This window comes from Streptomyces sp. NPDC050619 (assembly GCF_040654815.1).
Lineage (GTDB): Bacteria > Actinomycetota > Actinomycetes > Streptomycetales > Streptomycetaceae > Streptomyces.
Genome location: NZ_JBFAIR010000007.1, coordinates 79,935 through 102,471 on the forward strand (window position 1 = coordinate 79,935; position 22,537 = coordinate 102,471).

Sequence of the window (22,537 nt, forward strand, 5' to 3'; positions counted from 1 at the left end):
AGCATGCGCCGTACGATCTTCACCGAGGAGCACGAGCTGTTCCGCGAGACCGCCCGCACCTTCTACCTGCGCGAATGCGCCCCGCACGCCGAGCAGTGGGAGCGCGAGGGCCAGGTGAGCCGGGCCGCGTGGGCGGCGGCGGGCAAGGCCGGACTCATCGGCTGGCAGTTCCCGGAGGAGTACGGCGGACAGGGAATCCAGGACTTCCGCTACAACGCCATCATGGCGGAGGAAATGGCGGCCACGAGCTCGGTCGGTATCGGGCTCGGGCTCCAGAACGACGTCATACCGCCCTACCTGACGCATCTCACCACCCCGGAGCAGAAGGCCCGTTGGCTGCCCGGAGTGATCAGCGGCGAGACGATCTGCGCGCTCGCGCTGTCGGAGCCGTCCGCCGGCTCCGACCTCAAGGGCATCCGCACCACCGCCCGCCGCGACGGCGACGAGTGGGTGATCGACGGTTCCAAGACCTTCATCACCAACGGCATCCTGGCCGACCTGGTCATCGTCGCCTGCAAGACCGACCCGGAGGCAGGCCACAAGGGCATCAGCCTGATCGTCGTCGAACGCGGCGCCGAGGGCTTCGAGCGCGGACGCAAGCTCGACAAGGTCGGGATGAAGGCCCAGGACACCGCCGAACTCTTCTTCCATGAGGTGCGCGTCCCCGCCGAGAACCTCATCGGACAGGAGGGCCGCGGTTTCTACCACATGATGGGCAACCTTCCGACCGAGCGGCTCGCCATCGCCGTCTCCTCGCTGGCGGCGGCCGAGCGGGCCTACGTGCTGGCACTGGAGTACGCCAAGACCCGCACGGCCTTCGGGCAGCCGATCGGTCAGTTCCAGGCCAACAGGTTCGCGCTCGCCGGCATCAAGGCCCAGCTGAGCGCCGCCCGGGTCTATGTCGACGGCTGCGTCATGGCCCTCCTCCAGGGCGAGCTGACGGCCGAGGAGGCCGCCGCCGCCAAGTACTGGACCTCGGAGACCGCCTGGGAGGTCATCGACCGCTGTATGCAGCTCTTCGGCGGCTACGGCTACGTCAACGAGTACGAGATCGCGCGTATCTGGCGGGACAGCCGGGTGCAGCGGGTCTTCGGCGGGACCTCGGAGATCATGCTGGAGATCATCGGGCGGTCGCTCGGGCTGTGAGCCGGTGTATCGGAGCGCGCTCCGTGCATTGACTACCTTGGATAAATAGGTTAGCTATTTAAGCGAGATGCGGGACTCGGCTCAAGGAGGCATCCGTGGTCACGGTCGATGTGAAGCTGCACCAGGAGAGAGCCGAGCAGGACCTGCCGCTGCCCCGGCTCGTCATCGGCGGCAAGGACGTCACCGACGCGAGCGGCGGAGTCTACGAGCACCGCAACCCGGCGACCGGCCTGGTCCAGGCGCACATCCCGCTCGCGGGGGCCGCCGAGGTGGACCGGGCCGTAGCGGCCGCACGCCAGGCCTTCGAGGTGTGGGGCACCATGCGCCCCGCCGAGCGCCGCCGGCTGCTCACCCGCTTCGCCCAGCTGCTGCGCGACCACATCCCCGACTTCGCGGCCGTCTGCCCGCTGGAGAACGGCGTCTGCATCGGCGGCTGGGCCGAGAACGTCGGACCGCACGTCGCCGAGTGGACCGAGTACTACGCCGGCTGGGCCGACAAGATCGAGGGCATGGTGGGCGCGGCCTACAGCCCGCACGAGAACGTCGAGTACACCATCGCCGAGCCGTACGGCGTCATCGGCCACATCATCACCTGGAACTCGCCCGCGCTGTCGCTGGCGATGAAGGTCCCGCCGTCGCTCGCCGCAGGCAACACCGTGGTCATCAAACCGGCCGAGTCCACGCCGTTCTCCGCGCTGCTCTTCGCCGACCTGGCCCGCGAGGCGGGCATCCCCGAAGGCGTCATCAACGTCGTCACCGGGCTCGGCGACGCGGGATCGGCCCTGGTGACCCACCCCGGCGTCGACAAGATCTCCTTCACCGGCGGCCCCGCCACCGCGCGCCGCATCATGGCGGACGCGGCCCTGAGCCTCAAGCCCGTCGTCTTCGAGCTGGGCGGCAAGTCCGCCAACCTGCTCTTCGCCGACACCGACCTGGACACGGTCGTCCCGTACTGCGCGGCCTTCGCCATGAGCAACACCGGCCAGGGCTGCGCGCTGCCCACCCGGCTGCTGGTCGAGCGCTCCATCTACGACGAGGTCGTCGCGCGCGTCGCCGGAGTGGTAGCCCACCTGCCGGTCGGGGACCCCCTCGACCCGACGACGTACATCGGACCCCTCATCAACGAAGCCGCCCGCGACCGCGTCCAGGGCATGATCGGCAAGGCGATGGAAGACGGTGCGGGCCGGCTCGTGTGCGGCGGCGAACGCATCGACTCCGACGGCTACTTCGTGTCCCCGACTGTCTTCGCCGACGTCGACAACCGCAGTGACCTCGCCCAGCAGGAGATCTTCGGCCCGGTCCTGGCCATCACCCCGTTCGACACGGAGGACGAGGCCGTCGCCCTGGCCAACGACTCCGAGTACGGCCTGTCCGCCTACATCCAGTCCCGTGACATCGCACGCGTCAACCGCCTGGTGCCGCGGCTGAAGGCCGGGACGGTCTACGTCAACCCCGGGCCGAATCCGATCACTTCGCCCGCCACGCCGTTCGGCGGTGTCGGCATGAGCGGGTTCGGGCGGGAGGGCGGCAAGGCCGGTCTGGACGAGTTCATCAACGTGAAGGGCGTCGGCATCGGCCGCGTCTGACCGACCATGGGGAGCCAAGTCGTGCAGAGTCTTCCCGGGGGATTCCCCCCGGACCCCCGCGCCCGCCGCCTGACGTTCGGCGACATCATCCGTGAGCACCGCAGGTCCTTTCCCGACTCAGTCGCCCTCGTCGACGGCGAGGTCCGGCTGACCTGGCCCCAGTTGGACGAGCGCACCAACCGACTCGCGGGCGCCCTCGCGGACGCGGGCGTAGGCACCGGCGACCGCATCCTGTGGCTGGGCCAGAACTCCTTCCGGATCTGGGAGCTGCTCGGCGCCGCCGCGAAGATCGGCGCCATGGTCTGTCCCGGCTACTGGCGCTGGGCCGCGCCCGAAATGGCCTTCGCCGTCGAGGACTTCGATCCCAAGGTCGTCGTCTGGCAGGACGAGGAGATCGGCGACACCGTCGGCAAGGCACGCGCCGAACTGGGCAGCGACCACCGGGCGTTGTGGCTGCGCCATGACGTCGAGAGCGCTGCGGGCCCGGAGTCGTACGAGTCCTTCCTGGCCTCCGGCTCGCCCGACGACCCGGCCACCGGCGATGTCGACCCCGACTCCGCGCTCCTGGTCATCTACACCGCGGCGATCTCCGGACGGCAGTCCGGCTCGATGCTCTCGCACCGCAACCTCCTCGCCATGGGCGCGAGCGGCGCCTGGATGGGGGACATCGGCACGGAGACCGCCTTCCTCGGCGCCGGACCCATGTTCCACATCGGCAACTACCAGTTCTGGGGCGTCCCGGCCTTCGTCCACGGCGGCAAGAACGTGATCGTCCGCCGCGTCGTCGCCGAGGAACTGCTCCCGCTGCTGGCGGCCGAGCAGTGCACCCACGCGTATCTGATGCCGCCGACCATCGCCCAGCTCGTCGCGCTGAACCGCGAGGCCGGTCATGACCTCTCCCAGCTGCGCGCGAGTGTCGCCGCCCCCCTGTGGCAGGGCACGGTGCCCACGGACCAGAGCCGTTTCACCCGCAACGGCGGCGGCGAGGGCCGCGGCTACGGACAGACCGAGGTGACCGGCTTCGCGGTGACCGGCGCCTACGGCGGCACGGGCGCCGGCAACGCGGGACGCCCCGGCCCCTTCACCGCCGTACGCATCCTGGACGGCACCGGCACGGAGTGCGCGATCGGCGAGGCCGGCGAGATCTGCGTCCGCGGCGACCTCGTGCACCTCGGCTACTGGAACCGGCCCGAGATCAACGAGGAGCGCTTCCGCTTCGGCTGGTGGCACACCACCGACCTCGGCCGCCGCGAACCCGACGGCACGATCAGCTTCCTCGGGACGACGACCCGCATGCTCAAGTCGGCGGCCGAGAACATCTTCCCGGCCGAGGTCGAGAACTGCGTCGAGTCGCATCCCGCGGTCAAGGAGGCCGCCGTCATCGGCGTGCCCAACGAGCGCTGGGCGCAGGACGTCAAGGCCGTCGTCGTGCTCCACCAGGACGCCGAGCCGGTCACGGCGCAGGACGTCATCGAGCACTGCCGGGCGCGGATCGCCTCGTACAAGAAGCCGAAGACGGTGGAGTTCGTCGAGGCACTTCCGCGCACCAAGGACTACGCCAAGGACTACGAGGCGCTGGACGAGCGCTTCGGCGGCGGCGGTTATCCGGGCGGCGACACGCTCGGCGCGGGACGGTGACCTGGTGAACGACCGCCAACCCGTCGTCGTCGGCGTGCACGCCACCGAGCAGGCGCTGTCCCTCCCGCACCGCGACGCCATGGACCTCGCCCTCGAAGCGGTGCGCGGCGCGATCGCGGACGCCGGGCTGACCCCGGCGGACGTCGACGGCGCCCAGGTCGACTGGCCCGGCCCGGGCGGCGTACCCGGCGAGGGCAGCTCCTGGGCGCGGATGCTCGGCCGGGACCTGCGCTGGACCAGCGACTCGATGCTCGACAACGCCGGCTCGCGGGGCCTGCTGAAGGCGGCGGCGGCGATACGCGCCGGATTCGCCGACACCGTCGTCGTCGGCGGCTGCAAGCTGGTCGCGCGCGGGGCCGGGCCCGTCGGGGCCGGTGTGCCGCTGGAGTTCGCCGACGTGTGGGGCAGCTATGTCGTCGCCCAGTTCGCCCTGGTGGCGGCACGCCACATGCACGAGTACGGCACGACCTCCCGCCAGCTCGCGGAGGTCGCCGCCACCATCCGCAACAACGGCACGACCAACCCGGAGGCGATGATGTACGGGCGCGGCCCGTACACCGCCGAGGACGTGCTCGCCTCCCGCATGGTGGCCACGCCCTTCCACCTGCTGGACTGCTGCATCGTCGGCGAGGGCGGCGCGGCCCTCGTGGTGACCACCGCCGAACGGGCCAGGGACCTGCCGAACGCGCCGGTCGCCGTACTCGGCGGCGGCATGGAGTACCACCAGGCCGCGTACGCCAACCCGGCGCTGCACCGAGAGGTCGGACAGCTCGGCCGGGACGCCGCCACCCGCGCCTACGCCATGGCCGGCGTCGGTCCCCACGACGTGGACGTCTTCTCCCTCTACGACCCCAACTCCTTCGAGATCATCCGGCAGTTGGAGGCACTCGGCCTGTGCGGGGAGGGCGAGGGCGGACCACTGGCCGCCAGCGGTGCCATCGCCGTGGGCGGCAAGCATCCCGTCAATCCCGACGGCGGCTGTCTGGCGTACGCGTGGAACGGGACGCAGCAGATGACGCTCAAAGTCGTCGAGGCCGTACGGCAGTTGCGCGGCACCGCCGTGCACCAGGTCGAGGACGCGGAGCTGGCGGTCGTCGGCAACGCCGGATCCGGGGCGCAGCACTACGAGATGAGCGTCCTGGGGAGGACCCGATGAGCCGCCCCGTACCCGTCCCGACCGCGCTCTCCGAGCCGTTCTGGGACGCGGCCCGACGCGGCGACCTGGTGATCCCGTACTGCCCGGCCTGCGACCTGCGCTTCTTCGTTCCCGAGCCCGCCTGCCCGGGGTGCATGGCGCCGGACTGGCGGTATGTGCCGAGCGCGGGGCGGGGCACGGTCTACTCGGTGACCGTGGTGCACCGCGCACCGGGTCCAGGGTTCGACACGCCTTTCGCGCTGGCCGTGATCGATCTGGACGACGGAGGCACGCTGCTGTCCCACGTCGACGCGGGAGACGCGGGAGACGCGGGAGACGCGGGAGACCTGGGCGGTCCGGGCGGTCCTGGCGGTCCTGGCGGTCCGGACAGCGTTGCCATCGGTCTGCGCGTCCGGGTGGACTTCCGTCCGCTCACCGACGAGATCACACTGCCGTACTTCGTACCGGACGCTGGTGACTGAAGGAGATGGACGCCGTGGTGAACACGCCGGTACGAGTCCCCAAGATGGCCGAGCTGGTGGCGGCACAGCTGCGCCGCAAGATCGTGCGCGGGGAGCTGACGGAGGGGGAGGCGCTGCCGGCCGAGACGGCGCTGATGGCGGAGTTCGCCGTCTCCCGGCCGACGCTGCGCGAGGCGTTCCGGGTGCTGGAGTCGGAGTCGCTGATCAGCGTGCGCCGGGGCGCCCGGGGCGGGGCGCGGGTGCAGGTCCCGGAGGGCACGGTGGCCGCCCGCTACGCGGGGGTGGTCCTCGAATACCGGGGCACGACCCTCAAGGACGTCTACGACGCCCGTACGGTCATCGAGGCGCCGTGCGCCGGTCTGCTGGCCGAGGGGCGCACGGACGAGGACCTGGAGCGGCTGCGGGCCGCCGTCGCCGAGGCCGAGCTGCTCATGGACGACCCGTCGGCCTTCATCCGCGCGCACATGGAGTTCCACGCGCTCGTCGTCGAACTGGCGGGCAACGAGACGCTGAGCGTCCTCAACGGCATGGTCCGGCACATCATCGACCAGGCGAACTGGTCCCACGTCGACCTCGACGCCGGCAGCCCCGAGAACGTACGGGCCAACCGCCGGGGCTTCCGCGCCCACGGCGCGCTCGTCGAGCTGGTCGCCGCGCGCCGGTCCGAGGCCGCCGAGGAGCTGTGGCGCCTCCACCTCCAGGAGGCCGAGGACTACCTGCTGCAGAACAGGTCCATGACCACCGTCCTGGACCTGCTCGGCTGACGCGACGTCAATTGATGCGACGTCAATCGCTGTGCAGCTCCTGGACGATGGGTTCCCACACCGCGGCGTCGATCTCGTACGCGGTGTAGAAGGACACCCGGTCGACCAGGGATCCGTACCGGCTCCGGATCTCGCCCGCGACCTGGTCCGGCTCCGCCACGACCGCGAAGGTGTGCAGCACCTCGTCGTCGACGAGGTGGCTCATCGCCTCCCACTTGTCCTCGCGCCGGGACGTCGACAACGCGTGCAGTTCGTCGCCGAGTTCGCCCCACCCGTGCAGCTCCAGCACCCCGCGATAGGCGGGAGTGCTGCCGTAGAAGGCGATCTGGGCACGGGTGCCGTCGATCGCGCGGGCCATCTCCTCCTCCGTGCGGCCGGTCGCGGTCAGGAGCAGGTGGGAGACGGAGAAGTCGCCCCGCGTACGGCCGGACGTGGCCAGCCCCGCCTCCACGGTCGGCAAGGTCACCTCCCGCAGATACCGCTCGGTGGTGAAGCCGTGGGCGAGGAGTCCGTCGGCGACCTCGCCCGCCACCCGGGTCATCGCCTCACCGACCGCGGCCACGAACACCTTGGGCGCGCCGGCGGGTGCGGGCGGGGGAGAGAAGAACGGGGACATCAGCGTGTGCGAGTAGAAGTCGCCGCGGAAGTTGAGCTTCTCGCCCTCGTTCCAGGCGGCCCAGATGGCGTGCAGGGCGCTCACGTACTCCCGCATCCGGGCCGCCGGCCGGCTCCACGGCATGCCGAAGCGCCGCTCGATGTGCGGCTTGATCTGACTGCCGAGGCCGAGCGAGAACCGTCCCCCGGCGTAGGTCTGGAGATCGTGCGCGGTGTACGCGAGCTGCATGGGGGAGCGGGCGAAGGCGACCGCGATGGCCGTTCCGACCTCCAGGCGGTCGGTGTGTTCCGCCGCCAGCACCAGCGGCAGGAAGGGGTCGTGCTTGGACTCCGAGGCCCACAGGCCGTCGTAGCCGGCCTTCTCGTGGTGCCGGGCCTCCTCCACGACCTCCGCGGTGCCCCACACATTGAGCTTGCCGTCGACCTTCATGCCGCTCCCTTGTCCGTGTCCATGCCGATTCTCCGTGCGAGCAGCTCCCGGTGGTACGCCGGATCCCCGAACAGCAGCTGTGACGTCTTGGCCCGCTTCAGATACAGGTGGGCCGGATGCTCCCAGGTGAAGCCGATACCGCCGTGCACCTGGATGTTCTCCGCCGTCGCCCGCAGACAGGCCTCCGAGCAGAACGCCTTGGCCAGACTCGCCACGGCGGGCAGCTCCGGGTCGGTGTTGTCGGCGTTGTAGGTGTTCTCAGTGTTCTCGGTGGGCTCGGCGTTTTCGGCGGCGAGCAGTGCGTAGTGCGCGGCGGCGCGCGCCGACTCCACCTCGAGGAGGACATCGGCGAGCAGGTGCTTCACGGCCTGGAAGGAGCCGATGGGCCGCCCGAACTGGTGGCGCACCTTGGCGTACTCCACCGCCATGTCGAGCGCGCGGGCAGCCACCCCGACCTGCTCGGCGGCCAGCGCCACCGCGGCCCGGTCGAGCACCTCGGCGACCACATCCCAGCCGTCGCCGTGCGTACGCAGCCGGGTCGCCGGTACGTCGTGATAGTCGAGGCGCGCCTGGCGGCGGGTCGGGTCCATCGTGGGCAGCGGCTCGCGGGTCAGGCCCGCCGCGTCGCCGTCCACCCAGAAGACGCCGATGCCGTCGCCGGTGCGGGCGACGGTGAGGACGACATCGGCGGTGGCGCCGTCGAGGACGAACATCTTGTGCCCCGTCAGCCGCCAACTCCCCTTGGTTTCACGGGCGGTGAGCTGAACACCGGCCGCGTCCCAACGTGCCGAGTCCTCGGTCAGGGCCAGTGTCCCGACGAGTTCGCCGGAGGCCAGACCCGGCAGCAGGCGCTTGCGGGCGTCCTCGTCGGCGCAGCGCAGCAGCGTGGTCGTCGCGAGCACGGCCGAGGACAGGAACGGCGCGCACAGCAGCGCGCGGCCCATCTCCTCCATGACCACGCCCACTTCGACCGGCCCGCACCCGGCACCGCCGTACTCCTCGGGGACCGCCAGCCCCTGGAGACCGAGCTCCGTTCCCATCCGGAGCCACAGCGCCCGGTCGAAGCCCTCCGGGGTCTCCATCAGGCGCCGCACCTCGGTCTCGGGAGAGGTGTCCGCCAGGAACGCCCGTACCGTGCGCCCCAGTTGCTCTTGCTCCTCGCTGAACGCGAAGTCCATGCCTCAGCCCTCCTCGCCGGCCCGGCGGCGACCGCGGGACGCGATGATCTTCTCGACGGCGGCGATGTGGTCCGGTGCGTGCATGCTGTCCCGCTCCGCGAGCAGGGCGGGTTCCAGCACCGTCGCCAGCGCCTGCTCCAGATGCAGGTTCACCGCCCGCTTGGTCTCGCGCAGCGCCTGCGCGGGCAGTGCGGCCAGCCGTCCGGCCAGGTCCATGGCCTCGTCCAGGAGCTTGTCCTTCGGCACGGCGCGGTTGGCGATGCCCAGCCGGACCGCGTCCTCGGCGCTGACCCGGTCGCCGAGGAACAGCAGTTCCTTCGCGCGGGTCAGGCCGACGAGCAACGGCAGGACAAGGGCGCCGCCGTCGCCCGCGACGAGCCCGACCTGGACGTGCGGGTCGGCCACATAGGCGTCGTCGGCGATCAGGACGAGGTCGCTCAGCAGAGCCAGGCTGCAACCGAGGCCGACAGCGGGCCCGTTGACCGCCGCGATCACCGGCAGCGGGCAGCGGACCATGCCGGTGATGATCCGCCGGGCCTCGTCGACGTTCTGCTGCCGGAAGGCGCGGTCGCGCTGGACCCGGGTCATGATGTCGAAGTCGCCCCCGGCGCTGAACGCCCGGCCGCGCCCGGTGAGCACGACCACCCGGGCCTGAGGATCGTCGGCGACCGTCTCCCACACCGACGCGAGACCCGCGTGCAGTTCCTCGCTCATCGAGTTGAGCTGGTCCGGCCGGTTCAGCTCGATCAGCCGGACCGGCCCGACGGCCGTCACCAAGAGGTCCGTCATCTCCACCGCCATCAGTCATGAACGAACGAGTCAGTAGAGTTGAATGCTATAACTAATTAAGCTTTCTGGAAACGGCTCGCTGGAGTGACGGAGGACGCGTATGCCACAGCAGGAGTACGAGACCGTGCGGGCCGAGGTGGCGGACCGGATCCTCACCGTCACACTCAACCGGCCCGAGAAGCTGAACGCCTTCAACCCGCAGATGATGGCCGACCTGCTCGATGTCCTGGACGCGGCCGACGCTGACGACGACGTACGCGTGGTCGTGGTGACCGGTGCCGGGCGCGGCTTCTGTGCGGGCGCCGACGTCAGTTCCGGCGGCGCTTCCTTCGACCACCGCAGGACGGGCGCCTGGCACCGGGACACCGGCGGCCGGGTCGCGCTGCGGATCTTCTCCAGTACCAAGCCGGTGATCGCGGCGATCAACGGCCCGGCGGCGGGCGTCGGGGCCAGCATGACCCTGCCCATGGACATCCGGCTGGCGTCGGCCTCGGCGAAGTTCGGCTTCGTCTTCGCACGCCGGGGCATCGTGCCGGAGTCGGCGGCGAGCTGGTTCCTGCCGCGGGCCGTCGGCATGCAACGGGCGATGGAATGGGTGGCGACCGGCAGGGTCTTCGGCCCCGACGAGGCCCTGGCCGCCGGGCTGGTCCGCTCCGTCCACCCGCCCGAGGAGCTGCTGCCGGCGGCGTACGAACTCGCCCGCGAGATCGCCGAGAACACCTCCGCGGTCTCGGTCGCCCTGTCGCGCCAGATGATGTGGCGCATGCTCGGCGAACCCCACCCCATGACCGCGCACCGGCTCGACTCGCGGATCATGAGCCAGATCGGCGGCGGCCCGGACCCGGTGGAGGGCGTCGAGTCGTTCCTCGCCAAGCGGCCACCCGCGTTCCCGGGCCGGGTCAGCAAGGACATGCCACCCGTCTACCCCTGGTGGCAGGACGAGGAGTTCCGCCCCTTCGGGGAGCAGGAGGAGGAGCAGGCACCGGAGCAGGCGCCGGCACCGGCACCGGAGCGTCAGGGATGACGACGTTCGACTACATCGTGGTGGGCGCGGGTTCCGCGGGCTGCGTGCTCGCGAACCGGCTCTCCGCGGACCCGAAGACGTCCGTGCTGCTGATCGAGGCGGGCGGCCGGGACTCCACTCCGCTGATCAGGATGCCCAAGGGCTTCGGCAAGCTGCTGGGGGACTCGCGGTTCGCCTGGCACTACCCGGTCGAGCCGGTGGGCCCGGCCGGGCGCGTCGAGCACTGGGTCCGGGGCCGGACGCTCGGCGGGTCCAGCTCGGTCAACGGCATGGTCTACAACCGCGGTGACCGCGCCGACTACGACGAGCTGGAGCGGCTCGGCAACCCCGGCTGGGGCTGGGACACCATGCTGCCCATCTTCAAGCGGATCGAGGACAACGCGCTCGGCGCCTCCGCGGCCCGGGGCGCGGGCGGGCCGTTGCACGTCTCGACCGCGCCGCGGCCACAGCCGCTGTGCGAGGAGGCCATCGCCGCCGGAACCGGACTCGGCTGGCGCCGCACCGACGACCTCAACGCGAGCGACGAGGAACGCATCGGCTACGCCATGGCCACCATCAAGAAGGGGCAGCGGTTCAGCGCCGCCCGCGCGTTCCTGCACCCCGTCGCGGACCGGCCGAACCTCACCGTGTCGGTGGACACGACCGTGACGCGAGTTCTGACGGACAAGGGCAGGGCCGTGGGCGTCCGTACCCGCAGCGGGGGCCAGGAGGCCGATGCGCGGGCCCGGCGCGAGGTGATCCTCTGCGCCGGCAGCATCGCCACGCCCAAGATCCTCCAGCTCTCCGGCATCGGCCCCGCCGAGACACTGAAGTCGGCGGGCGTCGACGTCCTGGCCGACAGCCCGAACGTGGGCGGCCGGATGCGCGAGCACCGCTGCTTCGTCGTCCAGTACCGGCTGAAGGACGACCTCGGCTACAACAAGGCCCTGAGCACTCCGCTGCGGCAGGCCCTGTCGGGGGCGAGATACCTGGCCACCCGGCGCGGCCCGCTGGCCGCGCCCGCCTTCGACGTCATCGCCTTCTTCAAGACCCGCCCCGAACTCGCCCGCCCCGACGCGCAGTTGCTCATCGCGCCGGTGTCCCTGAAGCCGGACGTCCCCGGCCAGGAGACCGGCGTGGAGCGCGAGCCGGGCCTGATGGGTCTCGGCTACATCCTGCGCCCCACCGCCGAGGGCGGCCTGCACATCACCTCCGCCGACCCCGACGCCCCGCTCACGATCACGCCGAACTACTACGGCTCCGACCACGACCGCGGCGTGGGAACCGACCTCTTCCGCCGCATGCGGGAACTCTTCGAGACCGAGCCGATCGCCGGCCGGATCACGGCCGAGACCCTGCCGGGCCCCGCTGTGCGGGAGAACCAGGAGATCATCGACGCTGGCCTCGACCACGGGCGCTGCGGCTATCACGCCGTCGGCACCTGCGCCATGGGCCCGGCCGAGGACGACGTCGTCGACGGCCGGCTGCGCGTACGCGGTGTCGAGGGCCTGCGGGTCGTGGACTGCTCGGTCATGCCGACCATGGTGTCCGGCAACCTGAACGCGCCGATCATGGCCATGGCCTGGAGGGCGGCCGACCTCATCCTGGAGACGGCCTGATTCGTACCAGGAGACCTGGCCGAAACATTGTCGTAGTTTGTTTGACCTGTTAGCGTCCGGTCGGCGGACATTCAGTTGAATGCGCTAAACCATTGACCGACCGCCTGGACGGTACCCATGAGCGATGGTTTCCTGCACGAATCCCTTCGTGGTGTCGACTGGGGCGTCGCCACCGCGGACACCATCGCGGCCCCGCCGCCGCCCCCGCAGGAGCGGGGCGGGCACTTCCGGCAGTGGACCGACGACATCCGGCAGCTGACCGGCGTCGCCGCGGACACCCACCGCATGGTCGCCGGATGGCCGCGGCTCCAGCCCGACGGCCCCGGCAGCTGGGACCCGGACGCCCTGGACCGCTGCGACCGCGCGCTCGATTCCCTGCTCGCGCAGGGCCTGCGGCCCAGCCTGACCCTGCTCCACCGCTCACTGCCGCCATGGCTGGACGACGCCGGAGGCTGGCTCGCCCGCGACTGCGCCGAGCACTTCGCCGCGTACGCCGCCGAGCTCGGCCGCCGTTTCGGCGACCGGGTGGAACGCTGGATCACCTCCACCGACCTGGCCGGGCCGACTCTCGCGGACCACGTGGCCGGAATGTATCCACCGGGCCGGGGCATCGGCCTGGCGGGGCTGCCCACGGTCCACCACATCCTGCTCGCCAACGGACTCGCCGCCCAGGCCCTCAGGGCCGCCGGCGTGCGCGGCCGGATCGGGACCACGATCACCCTCGTCGGCGGCTACGCGGCCACCGACGACCCCTACGACCGGCTCGCCCTGGAGCGCCTGGAGAGCTGGACCAACCGCCTCTTCCTCGACCCCCTGCTGCTCGGCGAGCACATGGTGACCGAGGACGACGTCTCCCCGGTCGAGGCCACCGGCTGCGTCCGCCCCGGCGACCTGGAGGTCATCGCCACCGCCCAGGACCTGCTGGGCCTGTCCTGGCACACCCCGTTCCGCGTCACCGCACCGGAGAACCTGCCCCGCGTGCTGCCGTCCGGGAAGTGCCAGGGCGCCCTCAACGACGTGAACCGCCTGCTCGTGGGCCTCGGCTTCGCGATCGTCCCCTTCGACGACGTGGAGACGACCGCCTACGGCTGGCCCATCATTCCCGAGGGGCTCGCCGACGCCGTCGCCGACCTGTACGAGCTGTACGGGGATCTGCTGCCGCCGCTGTCCGTCGTCGACAACGGCATGGGCGACCTCGACCTGGTCGACGAGAACGGACACAGCGACGACACCCGGCGCCGGGCCCTGCTGCGCGCCAGGCTCTCCTGGCTGGCGGGGCTCGTCGCGGCCGGTGTGGACGTCTGCGGCTACGAGTACTGGTCGGTCCTGGACAACCTGGAGACCAAGTTCCGCTACACCCGCCTGTACTCGATGGCGGTCCCGGACCACGAGCCCCCGCCGCGCCCCCCGATCCCCTCCGACTGGCTGCACCGCGGCGCGTTCGCCGACGCCGCCCCGCCCGACGCGGGCCGCGCGGCCGGCCTGAGCCTGGTGCCGGCCGTGCCCAAGGCTCAGGGCGCCGGAGCCTCGTAGTCCCGGCCGCGGATCAGCCGGACCGGGGTGTAGACGAGGACCTCCTCGTCCCGCTGATTGCGTACCGTGATCCGGCTGGTCACCACGCCCCGGCCGGGCTTGCTGGAGGGGCGGGAGTCCGTGGTCTCCACGACGGCGTGCAGGGTGTCGCCGACGTACACCGGACCCCGCACGGTCAGTTCCATGTGCAGGAAGGCCAGGCCCGTGCCGTGCAGCACGTTGGTCTGGAGGACGAGCCCCTCGGCGATGCAGTACGTCAGCGCGCCCGGGACCAGCCGCCCGGTGTAGCCGCCGTCCGCGGCGTGCGAGGCGTCCCAGAACAGGGGTTCGTTGAAGCCGCCCCAGGTCACGAAGTTGACGAGATCGGTCTCGGTGATGGTGCGACGGGCGGTCCGGAAGGCCTGCCCGACCGGCATCTCCTCATAGGTCAACCCCCTTACCAGCGGGGGGACGTCGGTGGTGGTCTGCTGCGGCGCCATGATCGGTTCCTCTCGTACGGTGGTCACAGGTCGAGCGGGTGCTTGTCGCTGATGCCCTCGAAGTCCGGTGCGCGCTTCTCGCGATGTGCGGCGAGTCCCTCGACGACCTCGTGTCCGCCGAAACCGAAGAACTCCAGCCCCAGCGAGGCCTCGAAGATCGGCTGGGCCGTGCGGTACCAGTGGTTGAGGGACCGCTTGGTCCAGCTGAGGGCGCTGGCCGGCCCGGCGGCCAGGGCAGTCGCCACGCGCAGCCCTTCGCCGTGGACGTCCGCGTCGTCCACGCACTTGGACACCAGGCCGATGCGCTCGGCCTCCTCCCCGGTGAGCGTCTCGCAGGTCAGCAGGTAGTACTTGGCCTTGGCCATGCCGCACAGCAGCGGCCAGCAGATGGCCGCGTGATCGCCGGCCGCGACCCCGAGCCGCGTGTGCCCGTCGACGATCTTCGCCCTGCGTCCGGCGATGGAGATGTCCGCCAGCATGCCGACGACCAGCCCCGCACCGACGGCCGGGCCGTGGATCGCGGAGACCACGGGCTTGGAGCAGTTGATCACCCCGTAGACCATGTCCCGTGCCTCCCGCATCACCCGGGCACGTACCGCGTAGTCCTCGGTCATCGCCTCGATGGAGTCGAAGGTCCCGCCGGCGGAGAACGCCTTGCCCGCTCCCTGCACGAGCACGGCACGGGTCTGTTCGTCCCGGTCGACGACCGGCCAGATGCCGGCCAGTTCGCCGTGCATCCGGGGATCGACGGCATTGAGGTTCGGGGCGTCCAGCACGATGCGGAGCACTCCGGACGCGGGCCGCTCGAAGGTCAGGCTCGTGAACTGGTCGTAGAGATCGGTCACGTCGCGCTCCTGGTGCATTCAGTGTGGATACTATAATTATCTAACTGTATCGAGCGGCGAGCGGCAAGGCGGGCGGCGAGCCCGTCGCACCGAGGACGGGAAGCGCGGCATGGATCTCACGTTCAGCGAGGAACAGGACGAACTGCGCAAGGTCGTACGGTCCTTCCTCGCCAAGTACTCCGACGAGGCTCAGGTGCGCCGCCTGGCCGCCGACCCGCGAGGCCACGACCCTGTCGTCTGGCGCCGGATGGCCGGCGAACTCGGGCTTCAGGGGCTGGCCGTACCGGAGGAGTACGGCGGCTTGGGCTTCGGCTATGCCGACCTCGGCATCGTCTTCGAGGAGGCGGGCCGCGCGCTCCTGTGCGGGCCCTACTTCGCCACCGTCGCCCTGGCCGCCGAGGCCCTGCTGCGCTGCGACGACGAGCAGGCGCGACGCGACCTGCTGCCGGGCATCGCGTCCGGCGAGACGGTGGCCACGCTGGCGCTCACCGAGGACAGCGGGCGCTGGGACGAGCCAGGCATCCGGCTCACCGCACGCGACACGGCGGACGGGTGGCGGCTGACCGGCACGAAGACCTACGTCCCCGACGGACACCTCGCCGACCTGCTCCTGGTCGCCGCCCGCACCCGCTCGGGCATCAGCCTCTTCGCGGTCGACGCCGACGCACCGGGCCTGAAGCGCATGCACCTCCCCACCCTCGACCAGACTCGCAAGCAGGCGCGGATCGAGCTCACGGACACCCCCGCCCGCCTCCTGGGCCCTGAGGGCGGAGCATGGCCGGCCCTGGAGCGCACCATCGCCACCGCCGCCGTACTCCTGGCCACCGAGCAGGTCGGGGCAGCCGCTGCCGCCCTGGACGCCGCCGTGGCGTACGCGAAGCTCCGCGAGCAGTACGGCCGGCCCATCGGCTCGTTCCAGGGGATCAAGCACAAGTGCGCCGACATGCTCATGGAGCTCGAGTCCGCCCGCTCGGCCGCGTACGGCGGACTGTGGGCCCTGGACGCGGGCGACGAGACGGAGATCGCGATCGGGGCGGCCCTCGCGCAGACCGTCTGCTCGGAGGCGTTCACCAAGGTCGCCGGCGACAACATCCAGGTGCACGGCGGAATCGGCTTCACCTGGGAGCACCCCGCGCACCTCTACCTCAAGCGGGCCAAGAGCTCCGAGGCGCTGCTCGGCACGCCGTCGTACCACCGGGAGCTGCTCGCCACCCGGCTCGGCATCTGAGACCCGTCCCCGACCCAGAAAGAAGCAGACATGGAGCTGGACTTCGGGCCCGCGGTACGCGACTTCCGCGACGAGGTGCGGGACTGGCTGGCGGACCACCTCGTGGGGGAGTTCGCCGAGCACCGGGGCGTGGGCGGCCCGACCGACGGCGCGGCGTGGGAGGTCCGCCTCGCCTGGGACCGTGAGCTGTCCGCCGGGAACTGGCTGGGCGTGGGCTGGCCGCGGGAGTACGGGGGCAGGGGACTCGGACTGCTGGAGGAGATCGTCTTCGAGTACGAGTACGCCCGCGCGAACGCCCCCTACCGCGCCACCGTCAACGCCCTCGACCTGCTCGGACCCATGCTTCTCAAGATGGGCGGCGAGAGCCAGAAGAAGCGTTTCCTGCCGCCGATCCTCGCCGTCGAGGAACTGTGGGGCCAGGGCTTCAGCGAACCCGGCGCAGGCTCCGACCTGGCATCGGTCCGCACCCGGGCAGAACGCGACGGCGACCGATGGGTGGTCAGCGGGCAGAAGGTGTGGACCTCCTTCGGCATCCACGCCGACTGGCTCTACGTCCTCACCCGCACCGACCCGCAATCCGTGCGGCACAAGGGCTTGACCCTGCTGCTCGTCCCCACGGACCAGCCCGGCGTGGAGATCCGCCCCATCCGCAACCTCGCCGGCCAGGACGAGTTCGCCGAGGTGTTCCTCTCCGACGCCCGTACCGGCGCGGACATGGTCGTGGGCGAGGTCGGTCAGGGCTGGCGCACGGCGATGGCGACGCTCGGCATCGAGCGCGGCACCACGCTCCTGCCCCAGCAGCTCACCTTCGAGCGGGAGGCCGAGGCACTGATCGACCTGGCCCGCGAGCGGAGCGCCCTCGACGACCCCATGCTGCGCCGCCGGATCCTGGACGCCTGGATCTCCGTACGGATCATGCGCACCACCAACCTCCGGACCATCGCCGAACTGACCGCGGGCCGCACCCCGGGCGCGCAGGCCACGACCGCGAAGCTGTACGCCTCGACGCGGCACCAGCGACTCGGCCATCTGGCCATGGAGTTGGCGGGCCCCGCCGGGCAGATCGTCGGCGAGGACTACGGTCTGGACACCCGCCAGCGCTCCTTCCTGCTCTCCCTCGCCGAGACGATCTACGGCGGCTCCAGCGAGATCCAGCGCAACATCATCGGGGAGCAGGTCCTCGGTCTGCCGAAGGAGCCGAGGCCATGACCTCCGTCGAGGAGCGCGTCGACCGCATCGAGTCGCAGCTGGCCATCCAGCAACTGCCCATCCGCTACGCGCTGGCCGTGGACGGCCGCGACCTCGACGCGTGGGTCGGCTGCTTCAGGCCGGACGTGGACATGGGACGCCACGGCCGGGGACGGCAGGTCCTGCGCGAGCACATCGCGCCCATGGTCCGTGGCTTTTGCCGGTCGGTCCACCAGATCTGCGGCCACCGGATCGAGTTCACCGGACCGGACACGGCGACCGGTGCGGTCTATTGCCGGGCCGAACACGAGGTGGGGGACCGGTGGATCGTGATGGCGATCTGCTACTGGGACGACTACGCGCGCGTGGACGGCGAGTGGTACTTCTCCCGGCGCCGTGAACAGCACTGGTACGCGGCCGACGTGACGGAACGCCCCCAGGCGGTGGGCTTCAACGGCTGGGAGGGATCCGGCGAGCCGGCGCTGCCCGAGGCCTTTCCGTCGTGGGCGGCCTTCTGGAAGGAGACGTAATGGCACGGTTGTCCGGGAAGACAGCGCTGGTCACCGGCGGAGGGCAGGGAGTGGGCCGCGGTATCGCGCTCGCGCTGGCCGCCGAAGGGGCGGCCGTGGTGATCACGGGCCGCACCGGGAGCAAGCTCAAGGACACCGCGCACGCGATCACCGAGCGCGGCGGGCGGGCGCACACCGTGGTCGGCGACGTGGGGGAGCGGGACGACGTCGACCGCATGGTGGCCGAGACGGTGCGGGAGTTCGGCGGCCTCGACGTGCTCGTCAACAACGCGCAGTCCTCGGTCCAGCGCCGGCTGGCGGAGACGTCGTACGAGGATGTCGAACTCACCTACCGCAGCGGCCCGTTGGCCGCCTTCCACGCGATGCAGGCCGCCCTGCCCCACCTCAGACAGAGCCGCGGCAGCGTGGTGAACCTCGGTTCCTCGGCCGCGGTACAGGGCGAGGCGACCTTCGCGGCATACGCGATGGCCAAGGAAGCCGTCCGGGGGCTGACGCGGGTCGCCGCGCGGGAGTGGGGTGCGTACGGCATCCGCGTGAACGTCATCTGTCCGGCCGCACTGAGCCCGGCCGCGGAGGACTATCTCGCCGCGCACCCGCAGAAGGCGGCGGAACTGGCCAGGGAGATCCCGCTGGGCCGGCTCGGTGACCCGGAGGCGGACATCGGCCGGGCGGTGGCCGCCCTCGTCAGCGACGACATGGCCTATCTGACGGGCGCGACGCTGATGCTGGAGGGAGGCAGGACCCTGATCGGGTAACGGCTCACACGACGCCCCTCGCCCGCAGCTCGGTGAGCTGATGCTCCGTCAACCCGACGAGCCTGCCCAGGACTTCGGCCGTGTGCTCACCCAGCGCGGGCGGCGGGGCGTACCCCTCGACCGGCGTCGCCGTGAACCGGATCGGATTGGCGAGCAGCGGCAGCCGGCCCGACACCGGGTCCTCGACCTCGACCAGCATCCCCCGGTGCTGTATCTGCGGGTCGGCGAAGACCTCGGGCAGCTCGTTGAACGGGCCTGCCGGGACGTCGTGTTCGTCGAGTACGGCGAGCCACTCGTCCCGGGTCCGGGTGCGCAGGATCGCCGCCAGCTCCGGCAGGATCTCCTCGCGGTGGGTGATCCGGGCCGGGGTCGTGGCGAACCGGGGATCCTGGAGGAGGTCGGTGCGGTCGGCCGCCGCGCAGAACGCGGCGAACTGCTTGTCGTTGCCGGCGACGAGGAAGATCGGCTTGTCCTCGCACTCGAAGGCCTGCGAGGGGACCCCGCCGTACCCGCCGTTGCCGCGCCGCCGCGGAACCTCGCCGGAGACCAGGTAGTTCATCGCGAAGTGCGACAGCGAGGCCAGGCCGCAGTCCAGCAGGGACAGGTCGATGAACTGGCCCTCACCGGTGGCGTCCCGGTGCCGCAGTGCCGCGAGCACGGCCGTGGAGGCGTACAGGCCCGTGAGGATGTCGACCATGCTGACCCCGACCTTCATCGGCTCCTCGGGGTGCCCGGAGACGCTCATCATCCCGGACATGGCCTGGAAGATGCCGTCGTAACCGGGGCGCGCCGCGTACGGCCCGGTCTGTCCGAAGCCCGTCACGGAGAGGTAGACCAGCCGTGGATTGAGCTCCCGCAGACTCTCCTGGTCGAGCCCGTACTTCGCCAGCGTCCCCGCCCGGAAGTTCTCGACCAGCACGTCCGACCGGGCGGCGAGGGCGCGGATCAGTTCCTGGCCCTCGGTGGTGGCGTGGTTGACGGTGACCGACTGCTTGTTGCGGTTGCAGGAGAGGTAGAAGGCGGCGGTCTGGGTCCCACGGGCGAACGGAGGACCGTACGTCCGTGAATCGTCGCCCGCTCCGGGCCGCTCCACCTTGATCACCTCGGCGCCGAGGTCGGCCAGCATCTGGGTGGCCAGAGGTGCCGCGAGGATGCGGGACAGGTCGAGGACGCGGATCCCGGCCAGGGCGGTCGACGGCATCGTGGTCTCCCTCTGTTCATGGACGATGAATCAGTTATATAAATAATACATCTAGACCACGAACTGCATCTCGTGTGATTGCTTCAACTATCCAATTCATGTAACTATATGGATCGGCCGACAGGCCAGGACCGGAGGGCGTGCTGATGACCGTCGCGGCGAGGACCCTCACCGAACAGGAACAGCGCGAACGCCGGGCCTGGTTCCGGGCCCGCTGGGAGCGCGGGGTCGCCTTCAACCGCCGCTGCCGTATCCGCGTGACGCGCTGGGACCCGGACGGGGTCGAGATCAAGCTCCCCTACGCCGAGTCCCTCTCCGCCCACGAAGACGTCTTCCACGGCGGAGTGATCTCGGCGCTCATCGACACCGCCGGCGCCGGGTCCGTGATCGCCGGGCACGACTTCGCGAAGGGGAGTCTGCTCAGCACCGTGTCGATGTCGGTGCAGTACCTCGCGCCCGCCCGCGGCCATGAGGCCGTCGCGTACGCGCGCTGTGTGCGGCGCGGTCGCAGGCTGCACTTCGCCGATGTCGACGTGATGACCGACGGACGTATCTGCGCGCGGGGGCAGGTGGTGGTGACCATCTCCGGGGAGCGGCCGGGCGTCGGCGACCCGATCGAACCGCTGGACGAGGAGTGACGTGATGCCCGAGGAGCCCGTGGTGTCTCCCGAAGACCTGGACCTGGTGCTGTACGAGGTCGACGAGGACGGCGTCGCCACCGTCACCCTCAACCGGCCCGAGCGCAAGAACGCGTGGAGCATCCCCATGGAGCGCCGCTTCTTCGCGCTCCTCGACGAGGCCGCGTGGGACCCCGCCGTCCGGGTGGTGATCATCACCGGGGCGGGCAGGGCCTTCTGCCCCGGGATGGACATGCAGCGGCTGGAGCAGAACTCCCAGCCGGGCCAGTCCCTTGGGCTCCATGCCCGCGTCCCCATGTACAGCAGGCGGAACATGCCCAAGCCGACGATCGCCGCCGTCAACGGCGCCTGCGCGGGCATCGGCCTGGTCCAGGCGCTCATCTGCGACGTCCGCTTCGCCGCCCGTGGGGCGCGTTTCACCACCGCCTTCACCCGCCGCGGACTGGCCGGCGAGTACAACCTCCCGTACGTGCTGCCGCGCGTCATCGGCCTGGAGAACGCCCTCGACCTGCTGCTGTCCGGCCGGGTCTTCGACGCCGACGAGGCGAAGGACCTCGGCCTCGTCAGCCGCGTCGTGGCACCCGAGGACCTGCTCGGCGCCGCCCGCGCCTACGCCCGGGACATCGCCCGCAACTGCTCCCCGCGCGCCATGGCCGTCGTACGCCACCAGGTATACGGCGACCTGGACCGCACCTTCACCGAGGCCCTCGCCCGCTCGTACTCCGCCATGGAGTTCTTCGCCGGCTCGCCGGACTTCCGCGAGGGCGTGGCGAGCTTCGTGGAGAAGCGGGAGCCGAAGTTCGAGGGACTGCCGCCGGACTTCGACCCGGACGAGGCCACCCGCGACGCGTTCCTGCCGTACTGATTCGAGGAGCACACCAAGATGACAGGGCAACCGTTCCCCGTCGAGGCCGGGCACATCATGATGTTCGCCCGCGCCATCGGCGACGAGAACCCGGCGTACGAGGGCGAGTCCGCGCTCGCACCGCCCACCTTCACGATGGCGAGCGCCCACTACGACCCCGCCTACCACCTGCGTCCCAAGCCGGACGAGGAGTGGTTCGGGTCGGGACGCGACGCCGGGGTCATGGCCGAGGGCGGCGGCGGGCTGCACGCCGAGCAGCACTTCGAGTACCACCGCCCGGTGCGCGCGGGCGAGACCCTCTACGCACACAACAGCACCGGACGCAGCTGGGAGAAGCAGGGCCGCACGGGCCGCCTTCTCTTCAGCGAGCGCATCACCGAGTACCGGGACGCCGACGGCGAACCGGTCGTCAGCGCCGTGACCGTGGCCGTCGTCCCCGAGGGCCCGGCAACCCCGAAGGACGCCCGATGAGCCTGAGCCCGGACGACATCAAGGTCGGCGAGACCCGCGAGAGCGTCCTCGTCGACGACCTCAAGCGCACCCGGATCGTCCAATACGCGGGCGCCGCCGGCGACTTCAACCCCCTGCACACGGACGACAAGTTCGCCGTCGAGGCCGCGGGATATCCCGGCGTGTTCGCCCACGGCATGCTGACGATGGGCATGACCGGCCGGGTCCTGACCGACTGGGTAGGACCCGAGGCGCTGCTGCGCTACGGCGTGCGCTTCAAGGCCCAGGTCTGGCCCGGCGACACCCTGACGGCCACGGCCACCGTCGAGTCGATCGAGGACACGCCGGCCGGACCGGTCGCCCACTTCGCCCTGCGCACCGTCAACCAGGACGGCGCCGAGGTGGTCACCGGCACCGCGGCGGCCCGCCTGGAGCCCTGA

Annotated in this window: 23 protein-coding genes; 17 read left to right on the forward strand and 6 right to left on the reverse strand. The window is 71.0% G+C overall.

From position 1 onward, the window contains the following. Positions 1-3 precede the first annotated feature (3 nt). The 6 genes from AB0I77_RS14260 (at position 4) to AB0I77_RS14285 (ending at position 6,751) form a co-directional block, all read left to right on the forward strand. The gene (locus AB0I77_RS14260) at positions 4-1,146 is read left to right on the forward strand and encodes an acyl-CoA dehydrogenase family protein (RefSeq protein ID WP_363282820.1); all 1,143 of its coding nucleotides are present in this window, start codon (positions 4-6) and stop codon (positions 1,144-1,146) included. A 95-nt stretch (positions 1,147-1,241) separates the two neighbouring features. After that, positions 1,242-2,732 carry an aldehyde dehydrogenase family protein gene (locus tag AB0I77_RS14265; RefSeq protein ID WP_363282821.1) on the forward strand — a complete coding sequence of 497 codons (1,491 nt, stop codon included), beginning with the start codon at positions 1,242-1,244 and terminating at the stop codon, positions 2,730-2,732. Positions 2,733-2,753: 21 nt separating this feature from the next. Next, the gene (locus tag AB0I77_RS14270) at positions 2,754-4,370 is read left to right on the forward strand and encodes an AMP-binding protein (RefSeq protein WP_363282822.1); all 1,617 of its coding nucleotides are present in this window, start codon (positions 2,754-2,756) and stop codon (positions 4,368-4,370) included. A 4-nt stretch (positions 4,371-4,374) separates the two neighbouring features. Then, positions 4,375-5,526 carry a thiolase family protein gene (locus AB0I77_RS14275; RefSeq protein ID WP_363282823.1) on the forward strand — a complete coding sequence of 384 codons (1,152 nt, stop codon included), beginning with the start codon at positions 4,375-4,377 and terminating at the stop codon, positions 5,524-5,526. Further along, on the forward strand, positions 5,523-5,987 hold the full coding sequence (locus tag AB0I77_RS14280; RefSeq protein ID WP_363282824.1) for an OB-fold domain-containing protein: 465 nt from the start codon (positions 5,523-5,525) through the stop codon (positions 5,985-5,987). Before AB0I77_RS14275 ends, AB0I77_RS14280 begins: the two co-directional genes overlap by 4 nt. A 5-nt stretch (positions 5,988-5,992) precedes the next feature. Continuing rightward, positions 5,993-6,751 carry an FCD domain-containing protein gene (locus AB0I77_RS14285; protein WP_363282825.1) on the forward strand — a complete coding sequence of 253 codons (759 nt, stop codon included), beginning with the start codon at positions 5,993-5,995 and terminating at the stop codon, positions 6,749-6,751. Positions 6,752-6,773: 22 nt separating this feature from the next. On the opposite strand, the gene AB0I77_RS14290 is transcribed toward AB0I77_RS14285, so the two are convergent. From AB0I77_RS14290 to AB0I77_RS14300, 3 genes are read right to left on the reverse strand one after another with little or no spacing between them, the layout of a single operon-like run. Further along, complete coding sequence (locus tag AB0I77_RS14290) at positions 6,774-7,796, reverse strand: TIGR03617 family F420-dependent LLM class oxidoreductase (RefSeq protein WP_363282826.1); 1,023 nt, start codon at positions 7,794-7,796, stop codon at positions 6,774-6,776. After that, entirely contained in the window at positions 7,793-8,974 is a 1,182-nt protein-coding gene (locus AB0I77_RS14295) for an acyl-CoA dehydrogenase family protein (protein WP_363282827.1), read from the reverse strand. Before AB0I77_RS14295 ends, AB0I77_RS14290 begins: the two co-directional genes overlap by 4 nt. Before the next feature lie 3 nt (positions 8,975-8,977). After that, positions 8,978-9,763 (reverse strand): enoyl-CoA hydratase/isomerase family protein, encoded by a 786-nt coding sequence (locus AB0I77_RS14300; protein WP_363282828.1) that lies wholly within the window; start codon positions 9,761-9,763, stop codon positions 8,978-8,980. Between the two features lie 100 nt (positions 9,764-9,863). Between AB0I77_RS14300 and AB0I77_RS14305 the strand changes: the two genes are divergently transcribed. The 3 genes from AB0I77_RS14305 to AB0I77_RS14315 all read left to right on the forward strand — a co-directional run bounded on the left by AB0I77_RS14305 (position 9,864) and on the right by AB0I77_RS14315 (position 13,918). Next, positions 9,864-10,787 carry a crotonase/enoyl-CoA hydratase family protein gene (locus tag AB0I77_RS14305; RefSeq protein WP_363282829.1) on the forward strand — a complete coding sequence of 308 codons (924 nt, stop codon included), beginning with the start codon at positions 9,864-9,866 and terminating at the stop codon, positions 10,785-10,787. Next, positions 10,784-12,385, forward strand: a complete 1,602-nt coding sequence (locus AB0I77_RS14310) for a GMC family oxidoreductase N-terminal domain-containing protein (protein WP_363282830.1) — start codon at positions 10,784-10,786, stop codon at positions 12,383-12,385. Before AB0I77_RS14305 ends, AB0I77_RS14310 begins: the two co-directional genes overlap by 4 nt. Positions 12,386-12,502: 117 nt before the next feature. After that, entirely contained in the window at positions 12,503-13,918 is a 1,416-nt protein-coding gene (locus tag AB0I77_RS14315) for a family 1 glycosylhydrolase (RefSeq protein ID WP_363282831.1), read from the forward strand. On the opposite strand, the gene AB0I77_RS14320 is transcribed toward AB0I77_RS14315, so the two are convergent. Next, positions 13,897-14,397, reverse strand: a complete 501-nt coding sequence (locus AB0I77_RS14320; protein ID WP_363282832.1) for a MaoC/PaaZ C-terminal domain-containing protein — start codon at positions 14,395-14,397, stop codon at positions 13,897-13,899. The two genes, AB0I77_RS14315 and AB0I77_RS14320, sit on opposite strands and share 22 nt — an antisense overlap. Before the next feature lie 23 nt (positions 14,398-14,420). After that, positions 14,421-15,242, reverse strand: coding sequence for an enoyl-CoA hydratase/isomerase family protein (locus AB0I77_RS14325; protein WP_363282833.1), 822 nt, complete (start codon positions 15,240-15,242; stop codon positions 14,421-14,423). A gap of 109 nt (positions 15,243-15,351) precedes the next feature. On the opposite strand from AB0I77_RS14325, the gene AB0I77_RS14330 reads away from it, so the two are divergent. From AB0I77_RS14330 to AB0I77_RS14345, 4 genes are read left to right on the forward strand one after another with little or no spacing between them, the layout of a single operon-like run. Beyond that, positions 15,352-16,470: an acyl-CoA dehydrogenase family protein gene (locus tag AB0I77_RS14330; RefSeq protein WP_363282834.1), complete on the forward strand. Its 1,119-nt coding sequence runs from the start codon at positions 15,352-15,354 to the stop codon at positions 16,468-16,470. Positions 16,471-16,500: 30 nt separating this feature from the next. After that, positions 16,501-17,679 carry an acyl-CoA dehydrogenase family protein gene (locus tag AB0I77_RS14335; RefSeq protein ID WP_363282835.1) on the forward strand — a complete coding sequence of 393 codons (1,179 nt, stop codon included), beginning with the start codon at positions 16,501-16,503 and terminating at the stop codon, positions 17,677-17,679. Next, the gene (locus AB0I77_RS14340; RefSeq protein WP_363282836.1) at positions 17,676-18,188 is read left to right on the forward strand and encodes a nuclear transport factor 2 family protein; all 513 of its coding nucleotides are present in this window, start codon (positions 17,676-17,678) and stop codon (positions 18,186-18,188) included. The genes AB0I77_RS14335 and AB0I77_RS14340 overlap by 4 nt, the downstream gene beginning before the upstream one ends. Further along, positions 18,188-18,943, forward strand: a complete 756-nt coding sequence (locus AB0I77_RS14345) for an SDR family oxidoreductase (RefSeq protein ID WP_363282837.1) — start codon at positions 18,188-18,190, stop codon at positions 18,941-18,943. The genes AB0I77_RS14340 and AB0I77_RS14345 overlap by 1 nt, the downstream gene beginning before the upstream one ends. Before the next feature lie 4 nt (positions 18,944-18,947). Here the strand turns inward: AB0I77_RS14345 and AB0I77_RS14350 are convergent, their stop codons facing one another. Further along, positions 18,948-20,144 (reverse strand): CoA transferase, encoded by a 1,197-nt coding sequence (locus AB0I77_RS14350; protein WP_363282838.1) that lies wholly within the window; start codon positions 20,142-20,144, stop codon positions 18,948-18,950. Between the two features lie 146 nt (positions 20,145-20,290). Between AB0I77_RS14350 and AB0I77_RS14355 the strand changes: the two genes are divergently transcribed. The 4 genes from AB0I77_RS14355 to AB0I77_RS14370 are packed head-to-tail and all read left to right on the forward strand — an operon-like array spanning position 20,291 to position 22,537. After that, entirely contained in the window at positions 20,291-20,782 is a 492-nt protein-coding gene (locus AB0I77_RS14355) for a PaaI family thioesterase (RefSeq protein ID WP_363282984.1), read from the forward strand. A gap of 4 nt (positions 20,783-20,786) precedes the next feature. Next, a complete protein-coding gene (locus AB0I77_RS14360; RefSeq protein ID WP_363282839.1) occupies positions 20,787-21,647 on the forward strand; it encodes an enoyl-CoA hydratase-related protein in 861 nt (286 codons plus the stop codon). Positions 21,648-21,665: 18 nt separating this feature from the next. Further along, positions 21,666-22,118, forward strand: a complete 453-nt coding sequence (locus tag AB0I77_RS14365) for a MaoC family dehydratase N-terminal domain-containing protein (RefSeq protein WP_363282840.1) — start codon at positions 21,666-21,668, stop codon at positions 22,116-22,118. After that, entirely contained in the window at positions 22,115-22,537 is a 423-nt protein-coding gene (locus AB0I77_RS14370) for a MaoC/PaaZ C-terminal domain-containing protein (RefSeq protein ID WP_363282841.1), read from the forward strand. The genes AB0I77_RS14365 and AB0I77_RS14370 overlap by 4 nt, the downstream gene beginning before the upstream one ends.